This is a genomic window from Comamonas koreensis, from assembly GCF_014076495.1.
Lineage (GTDB): Bacteria > Pseudomonadota > Gammaproteobacteria > Burkholderiales > Burkholderiaceae_C > Comamonas > Comamonas squillarum.
The window spans coordinates 213,400-236,139 of sequence record NZ_CP043575.1 but is presented as its reverse complement, the minus strand read 5'-3'; the positions used below and the strand labels follow the sequence as shown (position 1 = coordinate 236,139).

The following is a 22,740-nucleotide window of genomic DNA, read 5'->3' as shown; positions in this document are numbered from 1 at the left end:
CGCCATGAACCAGCAGAACCACCAACAGTCCGGACAGCACCCTGCCCAGAAAAAGGAGCAGCAGCAACAGCAGCAATCCCCGAAGCAGCAGCAACCGGGCCAGCAGGACCGCAAGCAGTCCTCGCAGAAGTAGGCTGCGACAGCGCGGCCCACGAAGACCACACGGAGCACCCCATGCAACAACTGCCATTGCCGATGACCAAGCAGCAGCCTTGGCCGCTGCAACAGGGCCAGCCGTTGCGCGAGGCCAAGTACTCGCAGCAGCAGTGCAAGTGCAACCGGCGCCAACTGGGCACCGAGCCCAAGACGCCGGACAACGCACAGATGTGCTGATCTTCTGAACCCTGCGCCAAAGCCCGCACGATGCGGGCTTTTTTGTGGGCGCGGCAGGGCATGCGCGGCGATACTGGCGCTCTCCATCCCCCAGCCAGCAGACCTCCATGAACACCGGATTCTTCGCGCAGCCCAGCCCGCCGTACCCCCGCACCAACTACAGCTTTGCCTACCAATGGATCGAAGAAGTTGGCAGCCTGACCGCCTTGCTGGCGCATGTCGAAGCGCTGCGCGCCGCAGACCCCGCGCACCGCTATCTGTGCACCTTGGACGATATCCAGCAGGGCAGCTACACCAGCGGCCATGCCAGCCAGGATGACCGGCTCTACCTGGCCAGCCCGCCGGATATGGACTGGGACGACCCAGTGCAGGAGGCGGCCTGGGATCTGCAGGCGCTGCAGCACCGCGCGCGCCAGCTGCGCCAGGGCCCGCAACGCTGGGCCGATGTCTGCGGCAGCCTGGCGGTAAGCGCCAGCGATCTCGACGCACTGCTGGCCGCGAATCGCGCGCCTGATCTGCTGCTCGATGACGTCGTCTATATCCAGCGCCTGCCGTTGGCCCAAGGCGATCCGCTGATTGCTGGCCAACCCAATGGCTATTTCAGCGCAGACTGGGACAGCTTTCAAAACCACGCCATCCACCAGCATCTGGCCGAGCAGCATGGCTACCAGCTGTTGGCCATGGGCGCCGCCTGGATGGCACTGGCTCGCGTGCAGCCGCCCGGTGCCGTGCAGGCCCAGGCGCTGGTGGAGGATTTGCGGGCGCTGTATGCCACGGGTGATGAGGCGCTGCTGGCCCATGCGGGCTGGCAAGCCTTGCCAGCGCTGCTGCAAACCCAGCGCATCCTGGTGATGGGCTATACCGAAGATATGGCCGACCGCTGGGAGTAAAGCCTCGCTTGTATTTCTGTGAAGGACGGAAAAGGAATGTAGGCGGCCCTGCGCTGCTTACCGCCTGGAATGCACAAAGCGGCTTTGCAAAATGTGCACCGAGAAACGTCTCGATGCAAGCGGCGCGTCAATTCCTACACCGGCCGTTCGGCTGCAGCGCGAGCATAGAGCCATGGCAGGGCATGTCGCCCGGTCATCATCTTGAAGGAGCTAACGCTATGAATCAGCCAAACAGCCAACGCAATCCCAACCAGGTGAACCAGCAGCAATCGGGCCAAAAGCCCGGCTCGCCCAAAGAGCAGCAACACCAGCAGCAGTCGCCGCAGCAAAAGCAGCCTGGTCAGCAAGACCGCTCCCAGCAGCAGCGCTGAAGCCCGCATTGGCCTAAGCAACTGGTAGTCGCCAACGCGCGATAACCAGGAGGGTCAGCCAGGGTGCATGCCTGGCAAGCCCGTAAAAAAGCCTCCATTGCTGGAGGCTTCTTGCTGTCAGCGGTGGCGGGGAGATCAGGCCAGCTTGGCCTTCAGCAGCTCATTGACCTGGCCCGGGTTGGCCTTGCCCTTGGAAGCCTTCATCACCTGGCCGACCAGGGCGTTGAAAGCCTTGTCCTTGCCGGCCTTGTACTGCTCGACATTGCCGGGGTTGGCGGCGATCACCTCGTCGATGATGGCTTCGAGCGCGCCGGTGTCGTTGGACTGCTTGAGGTCCTTGGCGTCGATGACGGCGTCGACGTCGGTGCCTTCGCCGCTCCAGAGCGCTTCGAACACCTGCTTGGCGCTGTTGTTGCTGATGACATTGCCGTGGATGCGGGCGATCAAGGTGCCCAGCTGCGCGGCGCTGACCTTGACCTGGTCCATGCCGATCTCTTCCATGTTCAGGCGGCGCGAGATCTCGCCCATCACCCAGTTGCTGGCCAGCTTGGGCTGGCCGCTGGCCTTGGCGGCGGCTTCAAAGTAGTCGGCCATCGCCTGGCTTTGGGTCAGGGTGGTGGCGTCGTACTCGGGCAGGCCGTAGTCGGCCACAAAGCGGTCGGCGCGCTGGCGCGGCAGCTCGGGCATCTCGGCCTTCACAGCCTGCACCCAGCTGTCGGCGACCACCAGCGGCGGCAGGTCCGGATCGGGGAAATAGCGGTAATCGGCCGCGTCTTCCTTGGTGCGCATCGCACGGGTCTCGCCGGTATCGGGGTTGAACAGCACGGTGGCCTGCTGGATCGCGCGGCCGTCTTCGATCTCTTCGATCTGCCAGCGGATTTCGTAATCGATGGCGATCTGCATGTTCTTGAACGAGTTCAGGTTCTTGATCTCGCGGCGGGTGCCCAGCGGCTGGCCCGGCTTGCGCACGGACACGTTGGCATCGCAGCGGAACGAGCCTTCCTGCATATTGCCGTCGCAGATGCCGATCCAGGTGACGATCTTGTGCAGTTCCTTGGCGTAGGCCACGGCCTCGGCGGTGCTGCCCATGTCGGGCTCGGTGACGATCTCCAGCAGCGGCGTGCCGGCGCGGTTCAGGTCAATACCCGATTGGCCGATGAACTCGTCGTGCACCGATTTGCCCGCGTCTTCTTCGAGGTGGGCGCGCACCAGGCGCACGGTCTTTTTCTGGTCGCCGACAAAGAAGCTCACCTCACCGCCTTGCACCACCGGGATCTCGAACTGCGAGATCTGGTAGCCCTTGGGCAGGTCGGGGTAGAAGTAGTTCTTGCGTGCAAAGATGCTGACGGGCGCAATCGTGCTGCCCAGCGCCAGGCCGAGCTTGATGGCGCATTCGACGGCCTTCTTGTTCATCACCGGCAGGGTGCCGGGCAGGGCCAGGTCTACGGCGCAGGCCTGGGTGTTGGGCTCGGCGCCAAAGGCGGTGCTGGCGCGGCTGAAGATCTTGCTGTTGGCGGCCAGCTGGGTGTGGGTTTCAAAGCCAATCACCACTTCGTAGCCGTTGATGAGCTTGATGCTTGTTTCGGTCATGTTCTGTTTTCCTCCCTGCGTTACTTCGCGATGCCGGTTGGCTGGCGCAGGTGGTGGTCGGTGGCTTGCTGCAGCTGGTGGGCGGCGTTCAGGAGCTTGGCTTCACCAAAATAGTTGCCGATCAGCTGCAGCCCCACGGGCATGCCGCCTTCGCCAAAGCCGGCGGGAACGCTCAGGCCAGGCAGGCCGGCCAGCGACGCGGGCAGCGTGTAGATGTCGGCCAGGTAGTTGGCAAGCGGGTCGCTCTTGCCGCCCAGTGCCCAGGCCACGGTGGGCGCAGCGGGGCCGGCGATCAGGTCGCAGTCCTGGAAGGCGGTCTGGAAGTCGTCGGCAATCATGCGGCGGATCTTTTGCGCCTGCAGGTAGTAGGCGTCGTAGTAGCCGTGCGAGAGCACATAGGCACCGGTCATGATGCGGCGCTTGACCTCGTCGCCAAAGCCTTCGGCGCGGGTCTTCTTGTACATGTCCACCAGGTCGCTGTAGTCCTTGGCGCGGTGGCCAAACTTCACGCCATCAAAGCGCGAGAGGTTGGACGAGGCCTCGGCCGGGGCGATGATGTAGTAGACGGGGATGGACAGCTCGGTGCGCGGCAGGCTGATGGGCACCAGCTTGGCGCCCAGCTTTTCGTACTCCTTCAAAGCCCCATCGACGGCGGCGCGCACATCGCTGCTCAGGCCATCGCCAAAGAACTCGGCGGGCACGCCAATGCGCAGGCCGGCCAGCGAGTCGTTGAGGTGCAGCGTGAAGTCTTCGGCCGGGTGGTCCAGGCTCGTGGAGTCTCGGTCCAGGTCGGGGCCGCACATTTCGCTCAGCAGCAGCGCGCAGTCTTCGGCGGTGCGCGCCATCGGGCCGGCCTGGTCCAGGCTGGAGGCGAAGGCGATCATGCCGTAGCGGCTGGCGCGCCCATAGGTGGGCTTGATGCCGGTGATGCCGCAGAACGACGCAGGCTGGCGGATCGAGCCGCCGGTATCGCTGCCGGTCGCCGCAGGCGCCAGGCGCGCGGCCACCGCTGCTGCCGAGCCGCCGGACGAGCCGCCGGGAACCCGGCTGGTGTCCCAGGGGTTGCGCACCGGGCTGATGGCGCTGTTCTCGTTGGCCGAGCCCATGGCGAACTCGTCCATGTTCAGCTTGCCCAGCGTGACCGCGCCAGCAGCTGCCAGCTTGGTCACCATGGTGGCGTCAAACGGCGACTGGTAGCCGGCCAGCATCTTGCTGCCCGCGGTGGTGGGGAAGTCCTGGGTGACGAACAGGTCCTTGTGGCCCATCGGCACACCGGCGAGCTTGCCGGCCGTGCCCGCTGCAATGGCGGCATCGGCAGCGCGGGCCTGGGCCAGCGTCACGTCTTCATTGATGTGGATGTAGGCACCCAGATCCTGGTGGGTCTTGGCGCGGGCCAGAAAGTGCTGGGCGGCCTCGACGGAGGACACTTCGCGGCTTTTGAGCTTGGCAGCCAGCTGGGCCACGCTCAAGTCATGCAATTCGGTAGGGATGCTCATGCAAATCTCGCGATCTTGGCGATCTCGGTGAATGGGAAGGGGCGCGGGGCGCCGGTCTCAGGGGCGGGCTGCAAGCCTGGGCTGCCACCCCGGCCGGGGGCCGGTGTTTGCCCGGCCCGCCAGGCCTGAAGATGCTGTGAATTACTCAATCACCTTGGGCACCAGGAAATAGCCTTTTTCCACGGCAGGGGCACTGCGCTGGTTGGCCTCCCGGTTATTGGGTTCGCTGATGACGTCATCGCGCAGGCGCAGGCTGATTTCCTGGATCGCGGCCACGGGGTGTGACAGGGGCATGACACCGGAGGTATCCACAGCCTGCATCTTCTCCACAATGCCGAAAAAGTTATTCATCTGCAAGAGCATGCGCTCACTCTCGGAGCCGGATAATTCGAGCCGCGCCAGGTTGGCGATGCGGGCAATGTCATCTTTTGTCAGGGCCATAGATAGTCGTATGTAAACCAGTCGTAAAAAAACGGGGCCGGAAAGCGTTGCCCTGTAAGTTATTCACAGGGGATGGGGTATTATCCCGTCTTTGACGCAATAACGCGGCAACGTCGGTCATTGCGCATCAAAAACCCTTCTGTCATCTCACCACACACCAATGAAGGGCGATGGAGCGCCGAAGCGCGTTCCATGCCCTAGAGGAAACTTGCATGTTCGGAGCGTTCCGTCGCTACTTTTCCACCGACCTGGCCATCGACCTGGGCACGGCCAACACCTTGATTTTTGCACGCGACAAAGGGATTGTGCTCGATGAGCCCTCCGTGGTTGCGATTCGCCATGAAGGTGGCACCCATGGCCGCAAGGTCATCCAGGCCGTAGGCCGCGAAGCCAAGGCCATGCTGGGCAAGGTGCCCGGCAATATCGAAGCCATCCGCCCGATGAAGGACGGTGTGATTGCCGACTTCCTGATCACCGAGCAGATGATCAAGCAGTTCATCAAGATGGTGCACCCCCGCACCTTGCTCTCGCCCAGCCCGCGCATCATCATCTGCGTGCCCTGCGGCTCGACCCAGGTCGAGCGCCGCGCGATCAAGGATGCTGCGCTCAAGGCTGGCGCCACCCAGGTGGAGCTGATCGAAGAGCCGATGGCTGCCGGTATCGGTGCCGGCCTGCCGGTGTCCGAGGCCTCGGGCTCGATGGTGGTCGACATTGGTGGCGGTACCACCGAAGTGGGCGTGATCTCGCTGGGCGGCATGGTCTACAAGGGCAGTGTGCGCGTGGGCGGTGACAAGTTCGACGAATCCATCATCAACTACATCCGCCGCAACTACGGCATGATGATCGGCGAGCCCACGGCCGAGCTGATCAAGAAGAGCATTGGTTCGGCGTTCCCGGGCTCCGAAGTCAAGGAAATCGAAGTCAAGGGCCGCAACCTCTCCGAAGGCGTGCCGCGCAGCTTCACCATCAGCTCCAACGAGGTGCTGGAAGCCCTGACCGAGCCGCTGAACCAAATCGTCTCTGCCGTGAAGAACGCGCTGGAGCAAACGCCGCCCGAGCTGGGGGCCGATATTGCCGACCGCGGCATGATGCTGACCGGTGGCGGCGCCTTGCTGCGCGACCTGGACCGCCTGCTGGCCGAGGAAACCGGCCTGCCGGTGCTGGTGGCCGAGGAGCCACTGACCTGCGTGGTGCGCGGCTGCGGTATCGCCCTCGATACGCTCGACCGCAAGGGCGTGACCATCTTCACCAGCGAATAACCCGGGCGCCCTCCGCGCGGATACGCAATAATGGCGAGCGTCAGCGACTATGCAACCCATAGCCCGCTGCCGGCCCGCCATTGCGTTTTGTGGCCCGCTTGCCACTGGCAGTGTGCACAAGGTCTGGCTGATGGGCCCGCCGCCGCCATGCGCCCGCTTCTGCTTTTTCGCTTTTCTCTGATGTCCCTGCTCATGTCCCTTGTCCACCGTGCAGACCGCCGAGCGGCGGGGCGGCACGCGCCCGGAACAGGCGCAGCGCGCAGGGCCCGGTTCTGCTGAGGCCACCGCATGGCACGCAACGTCTTCTCCGGCGGTATACCGACCTTCCGACCCCAGGGGCCCAGCGCCAATGTGCGCCTGGCGCTGTGCGTGGCGCTGGCCGTGTTCCTGATGGTGGCCGACGTGCGCTTCAAGCTCACCGAGCCGCTGCGCAAGGCCGTCGCCACGGTGCTGTTCCCGATGCAGTGGGTGATGCTGCAGCCGGTGTTGCTGGCCCAGGGCGGCGCCAGGTATTTTGAAGACCTGCACACCGCGCAGGCAGCGGCCATAGTGGCCGAGAAAAACGCCATCGCGCTGACGCATCGCGCCAACCTGGTCGAGACCCTGGACCACGAGAACCAGCGCCTGCGCCAGCTGCTCAACCTGGTGCCCCGCCTCAAGACCGAGGGGCGCGCTGCCCAGGTGGTGTACGAGACGGCGGACGCCTTCAACCGCCGCGTCGTGATCGACAAGGGCGAGGTCGCCGGCATTGCGCGCGGCTCGCCGGTGATGGACGAGATGGGCGTGCTCGGCCAGGTGACCCGGGTGTTTCCGATGTCGGCCGAGGTGACCTTGCTCACCGACCGGGAGCAGGCCATCCCCGTGCTCAACCCGCGCACCGGCGCGCGGGCCGTGGCCTATGGCGACCCGACCAATGCCTATGGCGGCGGCATGGAGCTGCGCTTCATGCCCAGCAATGCCGATATCCAGGAAGGCGATCTGCTCACCACCAGCGGTGTGGATGGCGTCTATGCGCCGGGCCTGCCGGTGGCGCGCATCGTCAAGATCGAGCGCCGTGCCGATTCGCCTTTCTCGCGCGTTTACTGCGAGCCGCTGGCGCAGATGTTCGGCACGCAGTTTGTGATGGTGATCAACCCGCTGCCCGAAGACGCGCTGCCTCCGCGCCCGCCGGTGGAGACCAAGACCCAGGAAGGCCCGGCCTCCACCCCCCGCAAGGGCAAGCGCGGATGATGCCCGCTACGATGAACCCCACACCAGGAATGCAGCCATGATCATGCCGCGTGGGCAGCCCTTGCTGCTCCCTGTCCCCCCGGGCTTTATTGCGCTGACCCTGGTGCTGGGGCTGATGATCAATATGCTGCCGCTGGGCCGCGCGCTGTGGCTGCCTGATGTGCTGCTGCTGGTGCTGGTGTACTGGGGCGTGCACGAGCCCGGCAAGATCGGCATGGGCTGGGCCTTTGTGCTGGGCCTGTGCATGGATGTGCACCAGTCGTCCCTGCTGGGTTTGCATGCGCTGGTGTATTCGGCCGTGCTGTATGGCGTGGCGCTGCTGCGCCAGCGCATCACCTGGCTGAGCGTGATGGCCCAGGCGGTGCAGGTGATGCCGCTGTTCCTCGCGTCCGACGTGGTGCTGATGCTGCTGCGCATGTTGCTGCGCGGCAGTTTTCCGGGCTGGGGCTTTTTGACGCCCGGCCTGTGGTGCGTGGTGCTGTGGCCGCTGGTGAGCTGGCTGCTGCAGCTGCCCCAGCGCCAGCCGCCCGACGATGACGAAAACCGCCCTTTGTAAGCGGGGGCGTTTGCGCAGACCATGACCGAGATCCAGAATTCAGACCGCGCGTTCAGCCGCTTTCGGCTGCGGGTGATCGTCATCGGTCTGGTGGTGGTGCTGTGCTTTGGCATTCTGCTCTCGCGCCTGTATGTGCTGCAGGTCGAACGCCATGATGACCTGCTGGCACAGGCCGAGAGCAACCGCACGGCGGTGGTGCCCATCGTGCCCAACCGGGGCCAGATCTATGACCGCAATGGCGTGCTGCTGGCCACCAACTACTCAGCCTACACGCTGGAGATCACGCCCTACAAGGTCGGTGATGTGGAAGAGACCATCGATGCGCTGTCCCAGCTGATCGAGATCACGCCGCGCGACCGGCGCCGCTTCAAGCGCCTGCGCGAGGATTCGCGCAATTTCGACTCGCTGCCGATCCGCTCGCGCCTGACCGACCAGGAAGTGGCCAAGTTCGCCGCCCAGCGCTACCGTTTTCCCGGCGTGGATGTGAAGGCGCGGCTGTTTCGCTCCTACCCGATGGGCGAGACCGGTGCCCACCTGATCGGCTATATCGGCCGCATCAACCAGCGCGAGAAGGAGCGCATCGACGACTCCGACGAAGCGGCCAACTACCGGGGCACCGAGTACATCGGCAAGACCGGTGTCGAAGCCAGCTACGAAAAGGAGCTGCATGGCCACACCGGCGTGGAGCGCATGGAGACCTCGGCCGGCGGCCATGCGGTGCGCAAGCTCGACAGCTCCCCGGCCACCCCCGGCGAGAGCGTCGTGCTGTCGGTGGACATCAAGCTGCAGAAGATGGTCGAAGACCTGTATGGCGACCGCCGGGGCGTGGCCGTGGCGATCGACCCGCGCAGTGGCGAGCTGCTGGCCATGGTCAGCAAGCCCACGTACGACCCCAATATCTTTGTCGAAGGCATTGACCAGGAAAGCTGGAAGGCGCTGAACGAATCCATCGACCGCCCCTTGCTCAACCGCGCGATGCGCGGCACCTACCCCACCGGCTCCACCTACAAGCCCTTCATGGGCCTGGCAGGGCTGGAGACGGGCAAGCGCACGCCCTCGACCATCATCCAGGACGGCGGAAGCTGGACCTTTGGCGGCCACACCTTCCGCTCCGGCCATGCGCTGGGCCCGGTCGATCTGAACCGCGCGATCCAGCACTCGAGCAATGTCTACTTCTACACGCTGGCCAATGAGATGGGGGTCGATGCGATCCATGATTTCATGAAGCCGCTGGGCTTTGGCCAGATCACCGGCATCGACCTGCCCGGTGAAGTGCGCGGCGTGCTGCCCAGCACCACCTGGAAGCGCGACACCTACAAACGCCCCGAGCAAAAGCGCTGGTATGCGGGCGAGACCATTTCGCTGGGCATTGGCCAGGGCTACAACAACTTCACCATCTTGCAGCTGACCCATGCGTTGGCCACGATCCTGGACAATGGCAACAGCCGGGTGCCGCATGTGGGCCGTTCGCTGATCGACCCGGTCACCGGCGAGCGCCGCCCCATCGAGCAGCCCCCACCCGTGAACCTGGGTTACAAGCAAAGCAATATCGAGGCCGTCAAGCGCGGCATGGTGTCGGTGGTGACGGGCGGCACCGGGCGCGGCTCCTTTGGCACGGCCCGCTACACGGCCGGTGGCAAGACCGGCACGGCCCAGGCCATCAGCATCGGCCAGAAGGAAAAGTACAACGCCGCGCGCCTGGCCGAGCGCCAGCGCGACCATGCGCTGTACATCGCCTTTGCACCGGCCGATGACCCCAAGATCGCCGTCGGCGTGATTGTCGAGAATGCGGGTTTTGGTGCCGGCTCGGCCGCGCCGATTGCCCGCCGCATCATGGACTACTGGCTGCTGGGCGAGTACCCCAGCGAGGCCGACATGGCCGCAATGCAGCGAGGTGAAGGCCGCGCGCCAATGGGCACGCCGCGCAGGGTCGAAGATATCCAGCTCAAGCCGGCCGCCGAGCCGGGGCAATAACGAGGCCGGCCTTCGCGCTGAGTGCCGGTTTCTAGCGCAAGAACGCGTCGTAGCCGGTCTTGAGGATCAGTGCCGCCACGACGACGATGAACATGCCGCGCACAAAGCCCGAGCCTTTTTTCAAGGCCATCCAGGTGCCCAGCATGCTGCCCAGGATGTTGGCTGCGGCCAGCGGAATCGCGAAGTGCCACCAGACATGGCCCTTGGCGGTGAACAGGATCAGCGCCGCGATATTGGTGGCGATGTTGAGGATCTTGGCGCTGGCCGAGGCATTCAGGAAGTCATAGCCCAGCCAGCGCACCATCAGGAAGACGAAGAAGCTGCCGGTGCCCGGGCCAAAGAAGCCGTCGTAGAAGCCGATGGTGGCCCCAATGGCCGAGGCCACCCAGGCTTCGGCGCGGCCGCTGTAGCGCGGCGCATGGGTCTGGCCCAGCTGCTTTTTGTACAAGGTGTAGGCCAGCACGGCAACCAGGATGACCGGCAAGGCCTTGCGCAGCATGCTGGGGTCGACCACGGTGACCGCCCAGGCTCCCAGCAGCGAGGCCACAAACCCGGCGCCTGCGGCCGGTGCAATGGCGGCCCAGCGCATGTCCACCCGCTTGGCGTACTGGCGCGCCGAGATCAAGGTGCCCCAGACGCCGGCGCTCTTGTTGGTGCCCAGCAAGGTGGCCGGCGGCGCAGAGGGGAAAGCGCCAAACAGCGCGGGCACCAAAATGAGGCCGCCACCACCGACGACCGCATCCACAAAGCCCGCGAACATCGACGCGAAGGTAACGAAGATCCATTCCATGGGGCGAGATTGTCGCATCGCCGCGTGGGGTGCAGCACCGTACCAGGGCCGCTAAATGCAGCGCTGCCAGCGGAACAGAAGGGGCGGTGGTGCCAGGCCGTGATGGGCTGGCCGGCGGGTGCGGGTGCGGGCAGCGGCGAATGCGGCGCCAGAAAAACAAAAGCGCCCGAAGGCGCTTTGAAGGAGCATCTCATTTTTATTGATGCTTTTTATAAATGTTCGAATTGTAGAGATGTCTCCTCGGTCCTCTCGCAGAGCACTGTTTCAGTGCCTCGAGTGCCTCTACTATAGGTCATCGCACCTGCATGGTGCATTGGGATTTACCCCAAAGGTAACTGATTTGGTGCAGATTGCAGGATGCGACCGATTTCTGCCCCTTTCCTGCGCCCAGCCGCCCCATAACGGCAAAAAATGAGACAAAACTGCCGTTTCAGGGCGTGCTGGGCGCTTGATTGCCCTTGAAGAGGGCAGGGTCAGTGCGGTGGGCGCGGTAACCGCGCTGAAACTCTGCGGCGCACCATCATGGCCCATGGCTGGCGCGTATCCACTCCGAGGCCCGCTCGGCCAGCATCAAGGTCGGCGAGTTGGTGTTGCCGCTGGTGATCGTGGGCATGGCGCCGGCATCGACCACGCGCAGGCCCCGCACGCCGCGCACGCGCAGCTCGCTGTCGAGCACGGCCATTGGGTCGTGGTCGGCGCCCATCTTGGTGGTGCCCACCGGGTGGAAGATGGTGGTGGCGATATCGCCGGCCAGGCGCGCCAGATCCTCATCGCTTTGGTACTGCGCGCCGGGCTTCCACTCTACCGGCTGGTACTTGGCCAACGCGGGCTGCGCGGCGATGCGGCGGGTCACGCGCAGGCTGTCGGCTGCGACCTGGCGGTCCTCGGCGGTGGACAGGTAGTTGGGTGCGATCGCCGGCGCAGTGCGGAAATCCGCGCTCTTGATCTGCACGGTGCCGCGGCTCGTGGGGTTGAGGTTGCAGACGCTGGCGGTGAAGGCAGGAAAGCTGTGCAGCGGCTGGCCAAAGGCGTCGAGCGACAGCGGCTGCACGTGGTACTGGATATTGGGGTGGGGCTGGCTGGCGCTGCTGCGGGTGAAGGCGCCCAGTTGCGAAGGCGCCATGCTCATCGGGCCGCTGCGCTTGAGCAGGTATTCCAGCCCGATCTGGGCCTTGCCCCAGAGGTTGCTGGCCAGCACGTTCAAGGTGGGCGCGCCATCTATCTTGAAGACCGAGCGGATCTGCAGGTGGTCCTGCAGATTGGCGCCGACGCCGGGCAGGTCATGCTGCACGGCAATGCCATGCTGCTGCAGCAAGGCGCCGGGCCCGATGCCCGACAGCTGCAGGATCTGTGGCGAGTTGATGGCGCCCGCGCTCAGTACCACCTCCTTGTCGGCCTTGACGATGGTCATCTCGGTGCCGGTCCAGACCTCCACCCCGGTGCAGGCGAGCTGGCCGCCGGCCTGGCGCTCCAGCACTAGGCGCGAGACCTGGGCATTGGTCCACATCTCGAAGTTGGAGCGGCCGTAGCAGGTGGGGCGCAAAAAGGCCTTGGCGGTGTTCCAGCGCCAGCCGTTTTTCTGGTTGACCTCGAAGTAGCCCACCCCTTCGTTGCTGCCCCGGTTGAAGTCCTCGGTGGCGGGGATGCCCGCTTGCTGGGCGGCTTGCGCAAAGGCATCCAGAATGTCCCAGCGCAGGCGCTGCTTCTCGACACGCCACTCGCCGGTGCTGCCGGTGCGGCGGTTGCCATGCCACTGCGCAAAGCTGGGGCTGGTCTCGCCTTCCTGGTCCAGGCGCCAGTGGTCTTCATGGCGCTTGAAGTAGTTCACCGTGTCGTTCCAGCGCCAGCGGGCGTCGCCGGTCAGCTCGGCCCAGTGGTCGTAGTCGCGCGACTGGCCGCGCATGTAGATCATGCCGTTGATGCTGGAGCAGCCGCCCAGCGTCTTGCCGCGCGGGTAGAGCAGGCTGCGCCCGTTGAGCCCGGCATCGGGCTCGGTCTTGTACAGCCAGTCGGTGCGCGGGTTGCCGATACAGTACAGGTAGCCCACGGGGATGTGGATCCAGTGGTAGTCATCGCGCCGGCCCGCCTCGATCAGCAGCACCCGGTTGTGGGTTTTGGCGCTGAGGCGGTTGCACAGCAGTGCGCCCGCCGTGCCTCCCCCGATGACGATGTAGTCGAAACTTGTGTTGTCTCCAGATTGCATGTGCGGTCTTTTTCTCATTGGGAGTATGGGGCTCCCTCGGTCCATCGAATCGGCAAGTTTGTGAGCAGTATGCCGGGCTTGCCAAGCGGGAAAACCAATGCCCTGTCACCCATCGCGCCTACTGCCTGCCCTTGGCCGCCCAGCGTGGTGTAGATGCCGCACAAGCGTGGCTCGGCGATGCCTTCCTACAGCGGCACGCGCTGTGATCGCCAGCCCGCTGGGTGCGCCTGGGTGACAGACCGGCTATAGTGCGAATGGCGTGCGCGCAGGGCGACACGCTTTGTTTTGGGACCCCATGGACGATACAGCCCCTCATCTACAGCAACTTCAGGACGGCACGCAGCGCTGGGCGCAGCTGCGTGGGCGCTGGGGTGCGGCAGAGCTGGGCCAACGCCCGATGGGGCGCGAGTTGCGCCGCCAGCTCGATGGCGCCGCGCCCAGCGCCGATCAAGGCTGGGACCTCAGTGAGGTGCAGTGGCTCGACCATGTGGGCGCGCAGCTCCTGTGGGACCACTGGGGCCAGCAGTGGCCCGCGCAGCTGCGCACCACCGAGCTGCAGCGCCAGATGCTCGAACGGGTCGCGTCGCTGACGATGGGCTGCCCGCCGGAGACCAAGGTCAACTGGTGGGGCTGGCTGATCCAACTGGGCCTGGTGCTGCTGGGCTTCATGGCCCATGTGCGCAGCATGGTCGAGATGGTGGGGCAGCTGTTGCTCGATGTGCTGCGCCTCATCAAGAACCCGCTGCGCGGCCCCTGGCGCGATGTATCGGGCCATCTGTATGCGATGGGGGCCACCGCGCTGCCCATCACGGCCCTGGTGGGCTTTTTGATTGGCGTTGTGCTCGCCTACCTGATGTCGCTGCAGCTGCGCCAGTTCGGTGCCGATGCCTTCATCGTCAATATTCTGGGCATCTCGCTGGTGCGCGAGCTGGGGCCCTTGCTGGGCGCCATCTTGGTGGCCGGCCGTACCGGCTCGGCCATTACCGCACAGATCGGCGTGATGCGCGTCAACGAAGAACTCGATGCGATGCAGGTGATGGGCATTGCGCAGGGCTACCGCCTGGTAATGCCGCGCGCGCTGGCGCTGGCGCTGGCCATGCCGCTGGTGTCGATGTGGACCACGGTCTGCGCGTTAGTGGGCGGCATGATGGCCGCCGATGCCGCGATGGGCGTATCGCCCGCCTATTTTCTGCAGGCCATGCCCGGCGCGGTCGATATTGCCAACCTCTACCTGGCGCTGGCCAAGTCGGTCACCTTTGGGGTGGCGATTGCGCTGATTGCCTGCCACTGGGGGCTGGAGGTCGAGCCCAACACCCAGAGCCTGGGCCGGGGCACGACCTCGTCGGTGGTGATCTCGATCACGGCCGTGATCGTGCTCGATGCGATCTTTGCGATCGCGTTCCGCAAGGTGGGGTTCTAGCGATGAGCCATGCCATCTCCCAACCCCCCAGCGCGCCGACCAGAGATGAGAAAGTGGTCGATATCCGCAAGCTCTGGACCGTGTTTGGCCAGGGCGACCGGGCCTTTGCGATCCACCAGGACCTGGACCTTACGGTTTATCGGGGCGAGATCCTGACCCTGGTGGGCGGCTCGGGCACCGGCAAATCGGTGCTGCTGCGCCAGATGCTGGGGCTGCTGCACCCGGCCAAGGGCGAGGTGCTGGTGATGGGCCAGCCCGTCAAGGAGCTGAGCCTGCGCGGCGCGGCCTCGCGCATCGGCATGCTGTTCCAGCAGGGCGCGCTGTTCTCGGCCTTCAATGTGCTCGAGAACATCGCGTTTCCGCTCAGCGAGCAGGGCACGCTGCCCAAATCCGTGGTGCATGATGCGGCGATGGTCAAGCTGCAGATGGTGGGCCTCAAGCCCGAGCATGCCACCCGCATGCCCTCTGACCTGTCGGGCGGCATGATCAAGCGCGTGGCGCTGGCCCGTTCGCTGATCATGGACCCGCCCCTCTTGCTGCTCGACGAGCCCACGGCCGGGCTCGACCCCAACAGCTCGGACGAGTTCTGCGCTCTGCTCAAGGACCTGCATGCCGAGCTGGGGCTGACCGTGGTCATGGTCACCCATGACCTCGATACCTTGTTTGCACTGTCCACCCGCGTGGCGGTGCTGGCCGAAAAAAAGGTGATTGTCTCGGGCACACCGGCCGATGTGGTGCAGTTCAAGCACTCCTTTATTGAACATTTCTTCCTGGGTGAGCGTGGACGCCGTGCAATGGCTCCAGTGGCGCTTGGTGGGGTGAAGGAATAGCTATGGAAAACAAATCACACGCACTGGCGGCTGGATTGTTTGTGGTCTTGCTCACGGCGCTGGTCATCTTCCTGAGCCTGTGGATGGGCCGGGACAACACGAACTACATCCGCTATGAACTGTCCACCCGCGAGACCGTCAGCGGCCTGCAGCCGCAGGCGGCGGTGCGCTACAAGGGGGTGGCCGTGGGCCGCGTGACCAAGATCGAGTTCGACCCGGCCCGCGACGGCACGGTGCTGATCATCATTGCGGTCAACGCGGAAGCGCCCATCACGCAAACCACCTACGCGATGCTGGGCTACCAGGGTGTCACGGGCCTGGCCCATATCCAGCTCGATGACGACAACACCGAGACCACGCCGCTGCCCCCCGGCCCCGACGGCATTCCGCGCCTGCGCGTCAAGCCCTCGCCGTTTGGCCAGATTGCCGAGCAGGGGCCCATCATCTTGCAGCAGGTGGAAGACGCGACGCGCAAGGTCAACGACCTGCTCAGCGAGGACAACCAGCAGGTGCTGGTGGACAGCATGAAGAGCCTGGGCCAGGCAGCGCAGAGCATGGAGCAGCTGAGCAAGCGCCTGATGGTGACGGTCGACACCAAGCTCGACCCTGCACTCGCCAGCCTTCCTGCCATCGCGCAGGATACGCGCAAGACGCTGGCGGGTATCCAGAAGACCTCCAATGACGTGAGCACGGCAGTGGGCAGCCTGGCGGCCAAGGGCGGCGTGGTGGACCAGATGGGCCAGGCGGTCGAGAAGGTGAGCGACGCGGCCGACAACTTCAACCGCAGCACCTTGCCGGCGATGGGCCGCACCATGCATGACGTGGGCTCGGCCGCGCGCCGCATGGGCGATACGGCCGATGCATTCAAGAACAACCCGCAGTCTCTGATTTATGGCAGCTCCAATGCGCTGCCGGGCCCTGGCGAGCCAGGTTTTGTAGCCCCTGCCGCCGCAGGCAGCGGCCGATAGGATGGATGCCATGATTTCTACTTCCCTGCGTGCACCATGGGGCCGCCGCCTGCAAGGCGCAGGCCGTGCAGCCCTGGTGGCTGCATCCGTGGCGGTGCTGGCCGCTTGCTCGGCCCTGCCGCAAAAGCCCCAACCCGTCGCCCGTTATGACTTTGGCCCGGCAGCCGCGCCGGTCTCACCCAGCGCGGCAGCTGCCGGCGCCGAGCCGCTGGTGCTGGCCAATGTGCGCGCCGCGGGCGTGCCCGATGCCAGCGCCGCCATCTACTACCGCCTGGCCTATGCCGATGTGCGCGAGCTGCGGCCCTACACCCAGGCCAGCTGGGTGCTGCCGGCCATGCAGCTGATCCAGCAGCGCATGCGCGATGTGCTCAGTGGCCAGCGCGCCGTCGTGCTCGATGACGATGGCGCCACCCAGCTGCTGCGCAAGAGCGGTTACCCGGCGATGCTGCGCCTCGAAGTGGTGGATTTCAGCCAGGTCTTCGACTCGGCCCAGTCGAGCCAGGGCGTGCTGCGCCTGCGCGCCACGCTGAGCGAAATCACCCCCAAGGGGGAGCGTTGGCTGGCCCAGCAGGTGTTCCAGGCCCAGCAACCCGCCGCCAGCGCCGATGCGGCTGGTGCCGCCGCCGCATTGGCCTCGGCCACGGACCAGGTGGCCCAGCAGCTCGATACCTGGCTGCGCCAACAAAACCGCTGATGGGCGGCGCAGTGATGCGCCCGCTGTGGCGCCTGGCCGCTGCCTGGGTGATAGGCGCCGTGGCCGTGCTGCCGCTGTTGGCAGCCGCGATGGATGACGATGCCTACCGCGAGGCGGTGGCACAGCTCGATGCCCGCGCAGACAAAGCCCTGGCGCATTGCAAGCGCCTGGCCACCGGCTCGGCGGCGCAGCGCCGCTGCACCGCCGAGGCCCAGACCCAGCACGAGGTCGACGCCGCCCAGCTGCAGGCGCGCCGCCACCCCAGCGGCAACAACCGCTTCAAGGCGCTGGCCGCCCAGGTGAACCGCCGCTATGCGCTGGCGGTCGAGGACTGCAAGACCGGCCATGCCGGCAACGACAAGGACAGCAAGAGCGCGCAGCAGGAGTGCCTGCGCGGGGCCAAGCAACAGCGCGCAGCCGGCATCCAGGAGGCCCACCAGCAGGCGGCCAGCGAGGTGTCCATCTTCACGCCACCCAAGAGCGAGGCCGAGCGCCAGCGCGAAGCCGATCTGGACACCGCCATCCGCAAGTGCGACAGCCTGCTGGGCGACGCCAATGTGCAGTGCGTGCGCGGCCTGTCGCCGGAAGCTCGCTTGCGCGCCATCAGCCGGGGCAGCGGCGTACCGCCTGCCAAATAGGCTCTCATTTTTAAAAAAGCAACAAGGCAGCCCGAGGGCTGCCTTGTTGCGTTGGGGTGTGAAAAGGCGTTCAGAACCGCTGCTGCGCCAGTAACAGCGAGCAGCGCAGCCGCAGCCACATCAGGCGCCGGGCATTGGCCTGCAACGGCAGCTGGCTGCCGCGCTCCAGCCACTGGTCACGCAGCGCGCGCAACTGGCTGCGGCTCATCTGGTGCTGGGCCTGGCGCCATTGCTGGCGCTGTTGATCCATGCGGGTGTCGGTGTTCATGCGCTCTCCTGGGTGCGTGGGCCAAAAGTCTTGGAGGCTGGGGTGGGAACTGGCTTGGGGGCGTCGCCTTTGCCAAACGCATACCAGTCGACCTTGCGGGTGGCCACCATCACGATCGCCAGCACGGCGAACAGCGCGAGCGAGCCGACGGCCAGCGCGGTTTGTTCGAGCTGCAGCAGCACAAACAACAGGCCATACATCACTGCGATCAGCGCGGCAAACGGCAGGCCGCGCCGCAGGCTGCCCAGGATGTGGCTGGCATAGTAGCCCAGCAGCAGCACGCAGGCGCCCGCGCCAATGGCATAGGCCTGGCTGAAGCCCAGGTGCTCGGACAGGCTGATCAGGAGCAGGAAGAAAATGCACAGCGCCGAGCCCACCAGCAGGTACTGCACCGGGTGTACGCGCAGCTTTTTGAGCACCTCGAACATGGCCACGGCGACAAAGGTCAGCACGACAAAGAGCAGGCCGTACTTGGTGGCACGGTCGCTCAGGCTATAGGGGTTGACCGGGTCGATGAAGCTGGTGCCAAACTGCTCCAGGCACTGGCTTTCGTCGGAGGCATGGGCGTAGGTGGTGTCGGGCGTGCCCAGGCTGCACAGCGAGCGCTCCTGCACAAAGGCCTGGCGCGCCGATGAGGCCAGCGCCGGGATGCTCCAGCTGGCGTTGAAGCCCTGGTCGCTGATCTCGCGGCTGAGCGGCAGAAAGTTGCCACCAAACGAGGGATGGGGCCAGTCGGCCTGCATGCTGACCTGGTTGGTGCCGCCCAGCGGCACAAAGGCCAGGCGCTCGGTGCCCATCAACTGCAGCAGCACGACCACTTCGATGGCGCTGCTGTCGTTGCCACTGGCAGCAGTCATAGGCTTGGTCTGCAGGCCCCGGGTGTAGACGCCGTGGCCGGTGCCTGGCTCCAGCGGCAGCGGCTTGCCATCGACCTGCAAAGTCGCACTGCGGATGCCGCGCGGATCGCTGAGCGGCAGGACCAGGCGCGGCGCATCGCAGTGGCGCACGGCACCGCCCTCGGGCTTGCCTTGCAGCTGGTTGCCGGGCGCAAAGCGGGCCACCAGCTTGTCGTGCATGAGGAAGGTGTTGACCTGGTAGAGGCCGCGCGCGCGCGGCTGCATCTCGGCCCGCGTCTGGTGGCTGATCTCATCGGGCAGCGCGTAGCGCTGAAAGCTGACCAGGCGGGTCTCCACACGCCCCTCGCTGTCCTTGCCGCTCACTTCACGGCTGCAGCGCTGGGCCAGCACCGGGCCAAACAGGGTCTGCGACCCTGCGGTGCTGTTGACCACGCTTTGTACCGCGCGGTCGCGGTTGTAGATGCGGTCGCGCACCACATCGCTGATCATCATTAGCGCCACCAGCAAAAGCGCCATAGTGATGGCCAGGCTCAGGGCCTTTTGCACCAGTCTGTTTTTCATGCATTCCTCGTTGCTCTGTGTATCGGTGCGGCGAGTGTCTGCGGCCCCGGTGAGCCGAGCATGAAGTCTGTGAAGGCAGTGTGAAGTGCAGCGGCTTGCGGCGGAAGTGCTCAGTCCTGGGCCGAGAAATCAAGGCTGGCGCGCAGGCCCGGATGGGTATTGGCAAACTGCAGCCGGCCGCCATGGAGCAGCATGATGCGCTGCACGATGGACAGGCCCAGCCCGCTGCCACTGCGCTCGCCGTTGGGGCGCGGCGTGGTGAAAAAGCGCTCGCCCAGGCGGAGCAGCAGGCTGGCCGGCACGCCCGGGCCGCAGTCCTGCACGGCCAGGCGCTGGGGCGCCAAGGTCAGCACGATCTGGCTGTGGGCAGGCGAGAAATCCAGCGCATTGGCCAGCAGGTTGCTGATCGCCAGCGTGACCAGGGCCGCATCCCAGGCGCCCTGGCTGTCATCGCCTTGCAGTACCAGCTGTATGCCTTTTTGCGAGGCCGTGGCCTGCAGCTGCGCGATGGCCTGCTCGGCGCAGGCGCGCAGGCTGGTGTGCTGGCTGACCGTAGCCAGCGCGCTGCGCTGCTCCAGCTGGCTCAGCTGCATCAGCTGGTCGATCAGGTTTTGCAGGCGCAGGCTCTGGTCCACCACCTGCTGGGCAAACATCGCGCGGTCGGCGGCGGGCAGCTCGTCCTGCAGCAGCTCACCCGCGCCCCGGATGGCGGCGACCGGGCTCTTGAGCTCATGCGTGAGGGCGCGCACATAGCCTTCGATGTAGTCGCGCCCCTCCAGGCGCCGGCGCATCGAATCCATGGCCTGGGCCAGGTCGCCCAGCTCGCCGGGGACATTGGGCACCTCGGGTGTCTTGGGCGCGCGGGTGATGCGGCTGCCTTGCGCCTCCTGCAAGGTGGGGCCCTGCACCTGCTGGGCATAGCTGCGCAGCTTGCGCACCTGTACCACCAGCCACCAGGTGATGGCAAAGCCGACGGCCGCCGACAGCAGCAAAAACAGCACACCGCCGCGCAGCATCTTGCTTTCGCTGCTGTCGATGATGCTTTGCACCGCGTTGGCCGGCTTGGAGACGGTGAGCACGCCCAGGATGGTGCCGCCCTGCACGACGGGCGCGGAAACATACATGACGCTGGTGGCCTCGTCGGTGGCCACTTCGCGCGAGGTGCGGGCGCCGTATTCGCCGCGCAAGGTGAGCGCCACATTGCGCCAGCGGGAGTAGTCGGCACCCACATCCAGCCCGGCGGAATCGAACAGCACGCGGCCCTGGGCATTGGTCACGGTCACGCGCAGGTCGAGTGCGGCCTTGCGCGTGTCCCAGATCCACACCCGCAGCGGCTGCTGGAAGGCGGCCTGCACCTGCTGGGCAAAGCGGCTGGTGCTGCTGCCGCTACCGCTGCCCAGCTTTCCATCGGCCAGGTCATCGCTGGCCTGCGCGGCCAGCAAGTAGGCGGTCTCGACCAGCGTGTCTTCGGTCACCTTGCGCACGCTGGGCTTGATCTCGGCCATGAACACGCGCAGCACAAAAAAGGCCGCCAGCCCGTTGATCAGGAAGAACGCAAACAGCAGGCGGATCCCCAGACGCATGGCCGGTCCTCAGTCGCCATCGCGCAGGCTGTAGCCCATGCCGCGGTGCGTGGTGATGAAGTCGCGGTCGGCCACCACGGCGCGCAGCTTGGCGCGCAGGGTCTTGATGTGGGTGTCCACCGTGCGGTCGGTGCTGTCGCTGTGCAGGCCCCAGACGGCATCGAGCAGATGGTTGCGGCTGAGGATGCGGCCCTGCGCGGCCAGCAGGCTGCTGAGCAGCTGGAACTCGCGCCGCGTCAGATCCAGCAGCACGCCCTGCAGGCGCACGCACTGGCCGGCCTCGTCGAGCTGGAAGGCAGCACTGGCGGCATGGGGCGGGGCGCTGCTGGCGCTGGCCGGCGCCAGCGTAAATTGCTGGGCGCGGCGCAGCAGTGCGCGGGTGCGGGCCACCAGCTCGCGCGGGCTGAAGGGCTTGCTCAGGTAGTCATCGGCGCCCAGCTCCAGGCCCAGCACCCGGTCGACTTCTTCGCCCCGGGCGCTGAGCACCAGGATGGGCGCGGGCGAGCCAGCAGCGCGCAGCTGGCGGCACCAGTCCAGGCCATTGCCATCGGGCAGGCCCACATCGAGCAGCAGCGCATCAAAGTGGCCACTGGCCCACTGCGCGCGGGCATCGGCCAGCAACAGGCTGTGGGTGCAGCCGATGCCATCGCGCTCGAGCGCATAGCAGACGGTGCGGGCAATGGCTGGATCGTCTTCCAGCAGCAGAACATGGGGAGCAGGGCGCATGGTGGGTTCCGTCAGAACGGGCGGCCTAGCGGCCGCCTCCGGCATCGATGAAGGAGCCGGTGCAGTAGCTGCTGTGCTCGGACATCAGCCAGTAGATGGCCTGGGCGATTTCGTCTGCGGTGCCGCCGCGCCCCAAGGGCACGCCTGCCGACAGCCGCTGCACGCGGTCGGGCTGGCCGCCGCTGGCGTGGATGTCAGTCTCGATCAGGCCCGGGCGCACGCCATTGACGCGGATGCCTTGCGCGGCCACCTCATGGGCCAGGCCCAGGGTCATCGTGTCGATAGCGGCCTTGGACGCCGCATAGTCCACATACTGGTGGGCCGAGCCCAGGCAGGCGGCGCGGCTCGAGACATTGACGATGCTGCCGCCCGCGCCGCCTTCGGCGGTGCTCATGCGGCGCACCGCCTCGCGGGCGCAGAGAAAGCTGCCCAGCACATTGATGTCGAACATGCGTCGCCAGCGCGCCATGTCCATATCCTGCAGGCGCTGGGCGCGGTCCACCACGCCGGCGTTGTTGACCAGCCCCGTGATGCGCCCCAGCTCGCTGTCCACGCGCGCAAACATCGCCAGCACCTGGCCCTCGTCGGCCACATCGGCCTGCACGGCGATGGCGCGGCGGCCCAGGGCCTGCACCGCCTGCACCACGGCCTGGGCCGCAGCTTCATTGCTGCTGTAGTTCACGGCCACATCCCAGCCATGCTGGGCGGCCAGGACGGCGGTGGCGGCACCGATGCCACGGCTGGCACCAGTGATAAGGACGATTGAGGTCATGGCATGTCGGCTCGCAAAAGAGGCCCTATCTTAGAACCTGTTCAAAGTCACTACGTAACCGCGTTGGAGTGCAATCGGGATGAGTTCGAAGGGATGGAACGCAGCTTGCACCGGGGTGCAAGCCAGGGCCAGCGCGCAGAAATCGCCCGATTTCACTCCAACCCTTCGGGACAGTGGCTTTGCGGGCGCCCGGCTAGGGCCGCCCGGGCAGGGGCGGTCTGCGGCGTTGCAGCGCTTGCCAATAGCTGGCTATTGGCTGCGCACTGCGCCTAGCATCCCATCCCGCAAAG

The 22,740-nt window shown here is 65.8% G+C and carries 23 protein-coding genes; 13 read left to right on the top strand and 10 right to left on the bottom strand.

Going from position 1 to position 22,740, the window contains the following annotated elements:
* The first annotated feature begins 4 nt into the window (after window positions 1-4).
* From F0Q04_RS01155 to F0Q04_RS01140, 4 genes are all read left to right on the top strand, one after another.
* Window positions 5-133, top strand: a complete 129-nt coding sequence (locus F0Q04_RS01155) for a transcription initiation factor TFIID subunit D10 (protein WP_116926792.1) — start codon at window positions 5-7, stop codon at window positions 131-133.
* A gap of 41 nt (window positions 134-174) precedes the next feature.
* Window positions 175-333: a hypothetical protein gene (locus F0Q04_RS01150; protein WP_165841215.1), complete on the top strand. Its 159-nt coding sequence runs from the start codon at window positions 175-177 to the stop codon at window positions 331-333.
* Between the two features lie 107 nt (window positions 334-440).
* On the top strand, window positions 441-1,223 hold the full coding sequence (locus F0Q04_RS01145) for a hypothetical protein (protein WP_116926793.1): 783 nt from the start codon (window positions 441-443) through the stop codon (window positions 1,221-1,223).
* A gap of 218 nt (window positions 1,224-1,441) precedes the next feature.
* Window positions 1,442-1,594, top strand: coding sequence for a transcription initiation factor TFIID subunit D10 (locus F0Q04_RS01140; protein ID WP_182344043.1), 153 nt, complete (start codon window positions 1,442-1,444; stop codon window positions 1,592-1,594).
* A 135-nt stretch (window positions 1,595-1,729) separates the two neighbouring features.
* Here the strand turns inward: F0Q04_RS01140 and gatB are convergent, their stop codons facing one another.
* The 3 genes from gatB to gatC all read right to left on the bottom strand — a co-directional run bounded on the left by gatB (window position 1,730) and on the right by gatC (window position 5,121).
* Window positions 1,730-3,184, bottom strand: coding sequence for an Asp-tRNA(Asn)/Glu-tRNA(Gln) amidotransferase subunit GatB (gene gatB / locus F0Q04_RS01135; RefSeq protein ID WP_182344041.1), 1,455 nt, complete (start codon window positions 3,182-3,184; stop codon window positions 1,730-1,732).
* A 20-nt stretch (window positions 3,185-3,204) separates the two neighbouring features.
* The gene (gatA, locus tag F0Q04_RS01130) at window positions 3,205-4,680 is read right to left on the bottom strand and encodes an Asp-tRNA(Asn)/Glu-tRNA(Gln) amidotransferase subunit GatA (RefSeq protein WP_182344038.1); all 1,476 of its coding nucleotides are present in this window, start codon (window positions 4,678-4,680) and stop codon (window positions 3,205-3,207) included.
* Window positions 4,681-4,821: 141 nt separating this feature from the next.
* Window positions 4,822-5,121, bottom strand: a complete 300-nt coding sequence (gene gatC / locus F0Q04_RS01125) for an Asp-tRNA(Asn)/Glu-tRNA(Gln) amidotransferase subunit GatC (RefSeq protein WP_182344037.1) — start codon at window positions 5,119-5,121, stop codon at window positions 4,822-4,824.
* Window positions 5,122-5,333: 212 nt separating this feature from the next.
* Between gatC and F0Q04_RS01120 the strand changes: the two genes are divergently transcribed.
* The 4 genes from F0Q04_RS01120 (at window position 5,334) to mrdA (ending at window position 10,140) form a co-directional block, all read left to right on the top strand.
* On the top strand, window positions 5,334-6,380 hold the full coding sequence (locus tag F0Q04_RS01120) for a rod shape-determining protein (RefSeq protein WP_021026802.1): 1,047 nt from the start codon (window positions 5,334-5,336) through the stop codon (window positions 6,378-6,380).
* A 288-nt stretch (window positions 6,381-6,668) separates the two neighbouring features.
* Window positions 6,669-7,610: a rod shape-determining protein MreC gene (gene mreC, locus F0Q04_RS01115; RefSeq protein ID WP_116926798.1), complete on the top strand. Its 942-nt coding sequence runs from the start codon at window positions 6,669-6,671 to the stop codon at window positions 7,608-7,610.
* A 37-nt stretch (window positions 7,611-7,647) separates the two neighbouring features.
* Window positions 7,648-8,166: a rod shape-determining protein MreD gene (gene mreD / locus F0Q04_RS01110; RefSeq protein WP_116926799.1), complete on the top strand. Its 519-nt coding sequence runs from the start codon at window positions 7,648-7,650 to the stop codon at window positions 8,164-8,166.
* Between the two features lie 21 nt (window positions 8,167-8,187).
* The gene (gene mrdA / locus F0Q04_RS01105; protein WP_116926800.1) at window positions 8,188-10,140 is read left to right on the top strand and encodes a penicillin-binding protein 2; all 1,953 of its coding nucleotides are present in this window, start codon (window positions 8,188-8,190) and stop codon (window positions 10,138-10,140) included.
* A gap of 31 nt (window positions 10,141-10,171) precedes the next feature.
* Here mrdA and F0Q04_RS01100 read toward each other — a convergent pair whose 3' ends face one another.
* Together F0Q04_RS01100 and F0Q04_RS01095 are read right to left on the bottom strand one after the other, a co-directional pair.
* On the bottom strand, window positions 10,172-10,930 hold the full coding sequence (locus tag F0Q04_RS01100; protein ID WP_116926801.1) for a sulfite exporter TauE/SafE family protein: 759 nt from the start codon (window positions 10,928-10,930) through the stop codon (window positions 10,172-10,174).
* A 520-nt stretch (window positions 10,931-11,450) separates the two neighbouring features.
* Window positions 11,451-13,133 carry a GMC family oxidoreductase gene (locus F0Q04_RS01095; protein ID WP_116926802.1) on the bottom strand — a complete coding sequence of 561 codons (1,683 nt, stop codon included), beginning with the start codon at window positions 13,131-13,133 and terminating at the stop codon, window positions 11,451-11,453.
* A 295-nt stretch (window positions 13,134-13,428) separates the two neighbouring features.
* On the opposite strand from F0Q04_RS01095, the gene F0Q04_RS01090 reads away from it, so the two are divergent.
* From F0Q04_RS01090 to F0Q04_RS01070, 5 genes are read left to right on the top strand one after another with little or no spacing between them, the layout of a single operon-like run.
* Window positions 13,429-14,553, top strand: coding sequence for an MlaE family ABC transporter permease (locus F0Q04_RS01090; protein WP_182344035.1), 1,125 nt, complete (start codon window positions 13,429-13,431; stop codon window positions 14,551-14,553).
* Window positions 14,554-14,555: 2 nt separating this feature from the next.
* A complete protein-coding gene (locus F0Q04_RS01085; RefSeq protein WP_182344033.1) occupies window positions 14,556-15,383 on the top strand; it encodes an ABC transporter ATP-binding protein in 828 nt (275 codons plus the stop codon).
* A gap of 2 nt (window positions 15,384-15,385) precedes the next feature.
* On the top strand, window positions 15,386-16,351 hold the full coding sequence (locus tag F0Q04_RS01080; RefSeq protein WP_182344031.1) for an MlaD family protein: 966 nt from the start codon (window positions 15,386-15,388) through the stop codon (window positions 16,349-16,351).
* A gap of 10 nt (window positions 16,352-16,361) precedes the next feature.
* On the top strand, window positions 16,362-17,045 hold the full coding sequence (locus F0Q04_RS01075; RefSeq protein ID WP_116926857.1) for an ABC-type transport auxiliary lipoprotein family protein: 684 nt from the start codon (window positions 16,362-16,364) through the stop codon (window positions 17,043-17,045).
* Between the two features lie 14 nt (window positions 17,046-17,059).
* Entirely contained in the window at window positions 17,060-17,683 is a 624-nt protein-coding gene (locus F0Q04_RS01070; RefSeq protein WP_182344029.1) for a hypothetical protein, read from the top strand.
* 70 nt (window positions 17,684-17,753) lie between these two features.
* Here the strand turns inward: F0Q04_RS01070 and F0Q04_RS01065 are convergent, their stop codons facing one another.
* The 5 genes from F0Q04_RS01065 to F0Q04_RS01045 form a co-directional block, all read right to left on the bottom strand.
* The gene (locus tag F0Q04_RS01065) at window positions 17,754-17,951 is read right to left on the bottom strand and encodes a hypothetical protein (protein ID WP_116926807.1); all 198 of its coding nucleotides are present in this window, start codon (window positions 17,949-17,951) and stop codon (window positions 17,754-17,756) included.
* Complete coding sequence (gene creD, locus F0Q04_RS01060) at window positions 17,948-19,369, bottom strand: cell envelope integrity protein CreD (RefSeq protein WP_182344027.1); 1,422 nt, start codon at window positions 19,367-19,369, stop codon at window positions 17,948-17,950. The genes F0Q04_RS01065 and creD overlap by 4 nt, the downstream gene beginning before the upstream one ends.
* A 110-nt stretch (window positions 19,370-19,479) precedes the next feature.
* The gene (creC, locus tag F0Q04_RS01055) at window positions 19,480-20,952 is read right to left on the bottom strand and encodes a two-component system sensor histidine kinase CreC (protein WP_116926809.1); all 1,473 of its coding nucleotides are present in this window, start codon (window positions 20,950-20,952) and stop codon (window positions 19,480-19,482) included.
* Window positions 20,953-20,961: 9 nt separating this feature from the next.
* Window positions 20,962-21,678, bottom strand: a complete 717-nt coding sequence (creB, locus tag F0Q04_RS01050; protein WP_182344025.1) for a two-component system response regulator CreB — start codon at window positions 21,676-21,678, stop codon at window positions 20,962-20,964.
* 25 nt (window positions 21,679-21,703) lie between these two features.
* Window positions 21,704-22,450 (bottom strand): SDR family oxidoreductase, encoded by a 747-nt coding sequence (locus F0Q04_RS01045; RefSeq protein WP_182344023.1) that lies wholly within the window; start codon window positions 22,448-22,450, stop codon window positions 21,704-21,706.
* Window positions 22,451-22,740: the final 290 nt, after the last annotated feature.

Coding starts and splice junctions, on each gene's coding strand:
- F0Q04_RS01155 (WP_116926792.1), top strand. CDS start 5: ATGAACCAGCAGAACCACCAACAGTCCGGACAGCACCCTGCCCAGAAA.
- F0Q04_RS01150 (WP_165841215.1), top strand. CDS start 175: ATGCAACAACTGCCATTGCCGATGACCAAGCAGCAGCCTTGGCCGCTG.
- F0Q04_RS01145 (WP_116926793.1), top strand. CDS start 441: ATGAACACCGGATTCTTCGCGCAGCCCAGCCCGCCGTACCCCCGCACC.
- F0Q04_RS01140 (WP_182344043.1), top strand. CDS start 1,442: ATGAATCAGCCAAACAGCCAACGCAATCCCAACCAGGTGAACCAGCAG.
- gatB (WP_182344041.1), bottom strand. CDS start 3,184: ATGACCGAAACAAGCATCAAGCTCATCAACGGCTACGAAGTGGTGATT.
- gatA (WP_182344038.1), bottom strand. CDS start 4,680: ATGAGCATCCCTACCGAATTGCATGACTTGAGCGTGGCCCAGCTGGCT.
- gatC (WP_182344037.1), bottom strand. CDS start 5,121: ATGGCCCTGACAAAAGATGACATTGCCCGCATCGCCAACCTGGCGCGG.
- F0Q04_RS01120 (WP_021026802.1), top strand. CDS start 5,334: ATGTTCGGAGCGTTCCGTCGCTACTTTTCCACCGACCTGGCCATCGAC.
- mreC (WP_116926798.1), top strand. CDS start 6,669: ATGGCACGCAACGTCTTCTCCGGCGGTATACCGACCTTCCGACCCCAG.
- mreD (WP_116926799.1), top strand. CDS start 7,648: ATGATCATGCCGCGTGGGCAGCCCTTGCTGCTCCCTGTCCCCCCGGGC.
- mrdA (WP_116926800.1), top strand. CDS start 8,188: ATGACCGAGATCCAGAATTCAGACCGCGCGTTCAGCCGCTTTCGGCTG.
- F0Q04_RS01100 (WP_116926801.1), bottom strand. CDS start 10,930: ATGGAATGGATCTTCGTTACCTTCGCGTCGATGTTCGCGGGCTTTGTG.
- F0Q04_RS01095 (WP_116926802.1), bottom strand. CDS start 13,133: ATGCAATCTGGAGACAACACAAGTTTCGACTACATCGTCATCGGGGGA.
- F0Q04_RS01090 (WP_182344035.1), top strand. CDS start 13,429: ATGGACGATACAGCCCCTCATCTACAGCAACTTCAGGACGGCACGCAG.
- F0Q04_RS01085 (WP_182344033.1), top strand. CDS start 14,556: ATGAGCCATGCCATCTCCCAACCCCCCAGCGCGCCGACCAGAGATGAG.
- F0Q04_RS01080 (WP_182344031.1), top strand. CDS start 15,386: ATGGAAAACAAATCACACGCACTGGCGGCTGGATTGTTTGTGGTCTTG.
- F0Q04_RS01075 (WP_116926857.1), top strand. CDS start 16,362: ATGATTTCTACTTCCCTGCGTGCACCATGGGGCCGCCGCCTGCAAGGC.
- F0Q04_RS01070 (WP_182344029.1), top strand. CDS start 17,060: ATGCGCCCGCTGTGGCGCCTGGCCGCTGCCTGGGTGATAGGCGCCGTG.
- F0Q04_RS01065 (WP_116926807.1), bottom strand. CDS start 17,951: ATGAACACCGACACCCGCATGGATCAACAGCGCCAGCAATGGCGCCAG.
- creD (WP_182344027.1), bottom strand. CDS start 19,369: ATGAAAAACAGACTGGTGCAAAAGGCCCTGAGCCTGGCCATCACTATG.
- creC (WP_116926809.1), bottom strand. CDS start 20,952: ATGCGTCTGGGGATCCGCCTGCTGTTTGCGTTCTTCCTGATCAACGGG.
- creB (WP_182344025.1), bottom strand. CDS start 21,678: ATGCGCCCTGCTCCCCATGTTCTGCTGCTGGAAGACGATCCAGCCATT.
- F0Q04_RS01045 (WP_182344023.1), bottom strand. CDS start 22,450: ATGACCTCAATCGTCCTTATCACTGGTGCCAGCCGTGGCATCGGTGCC.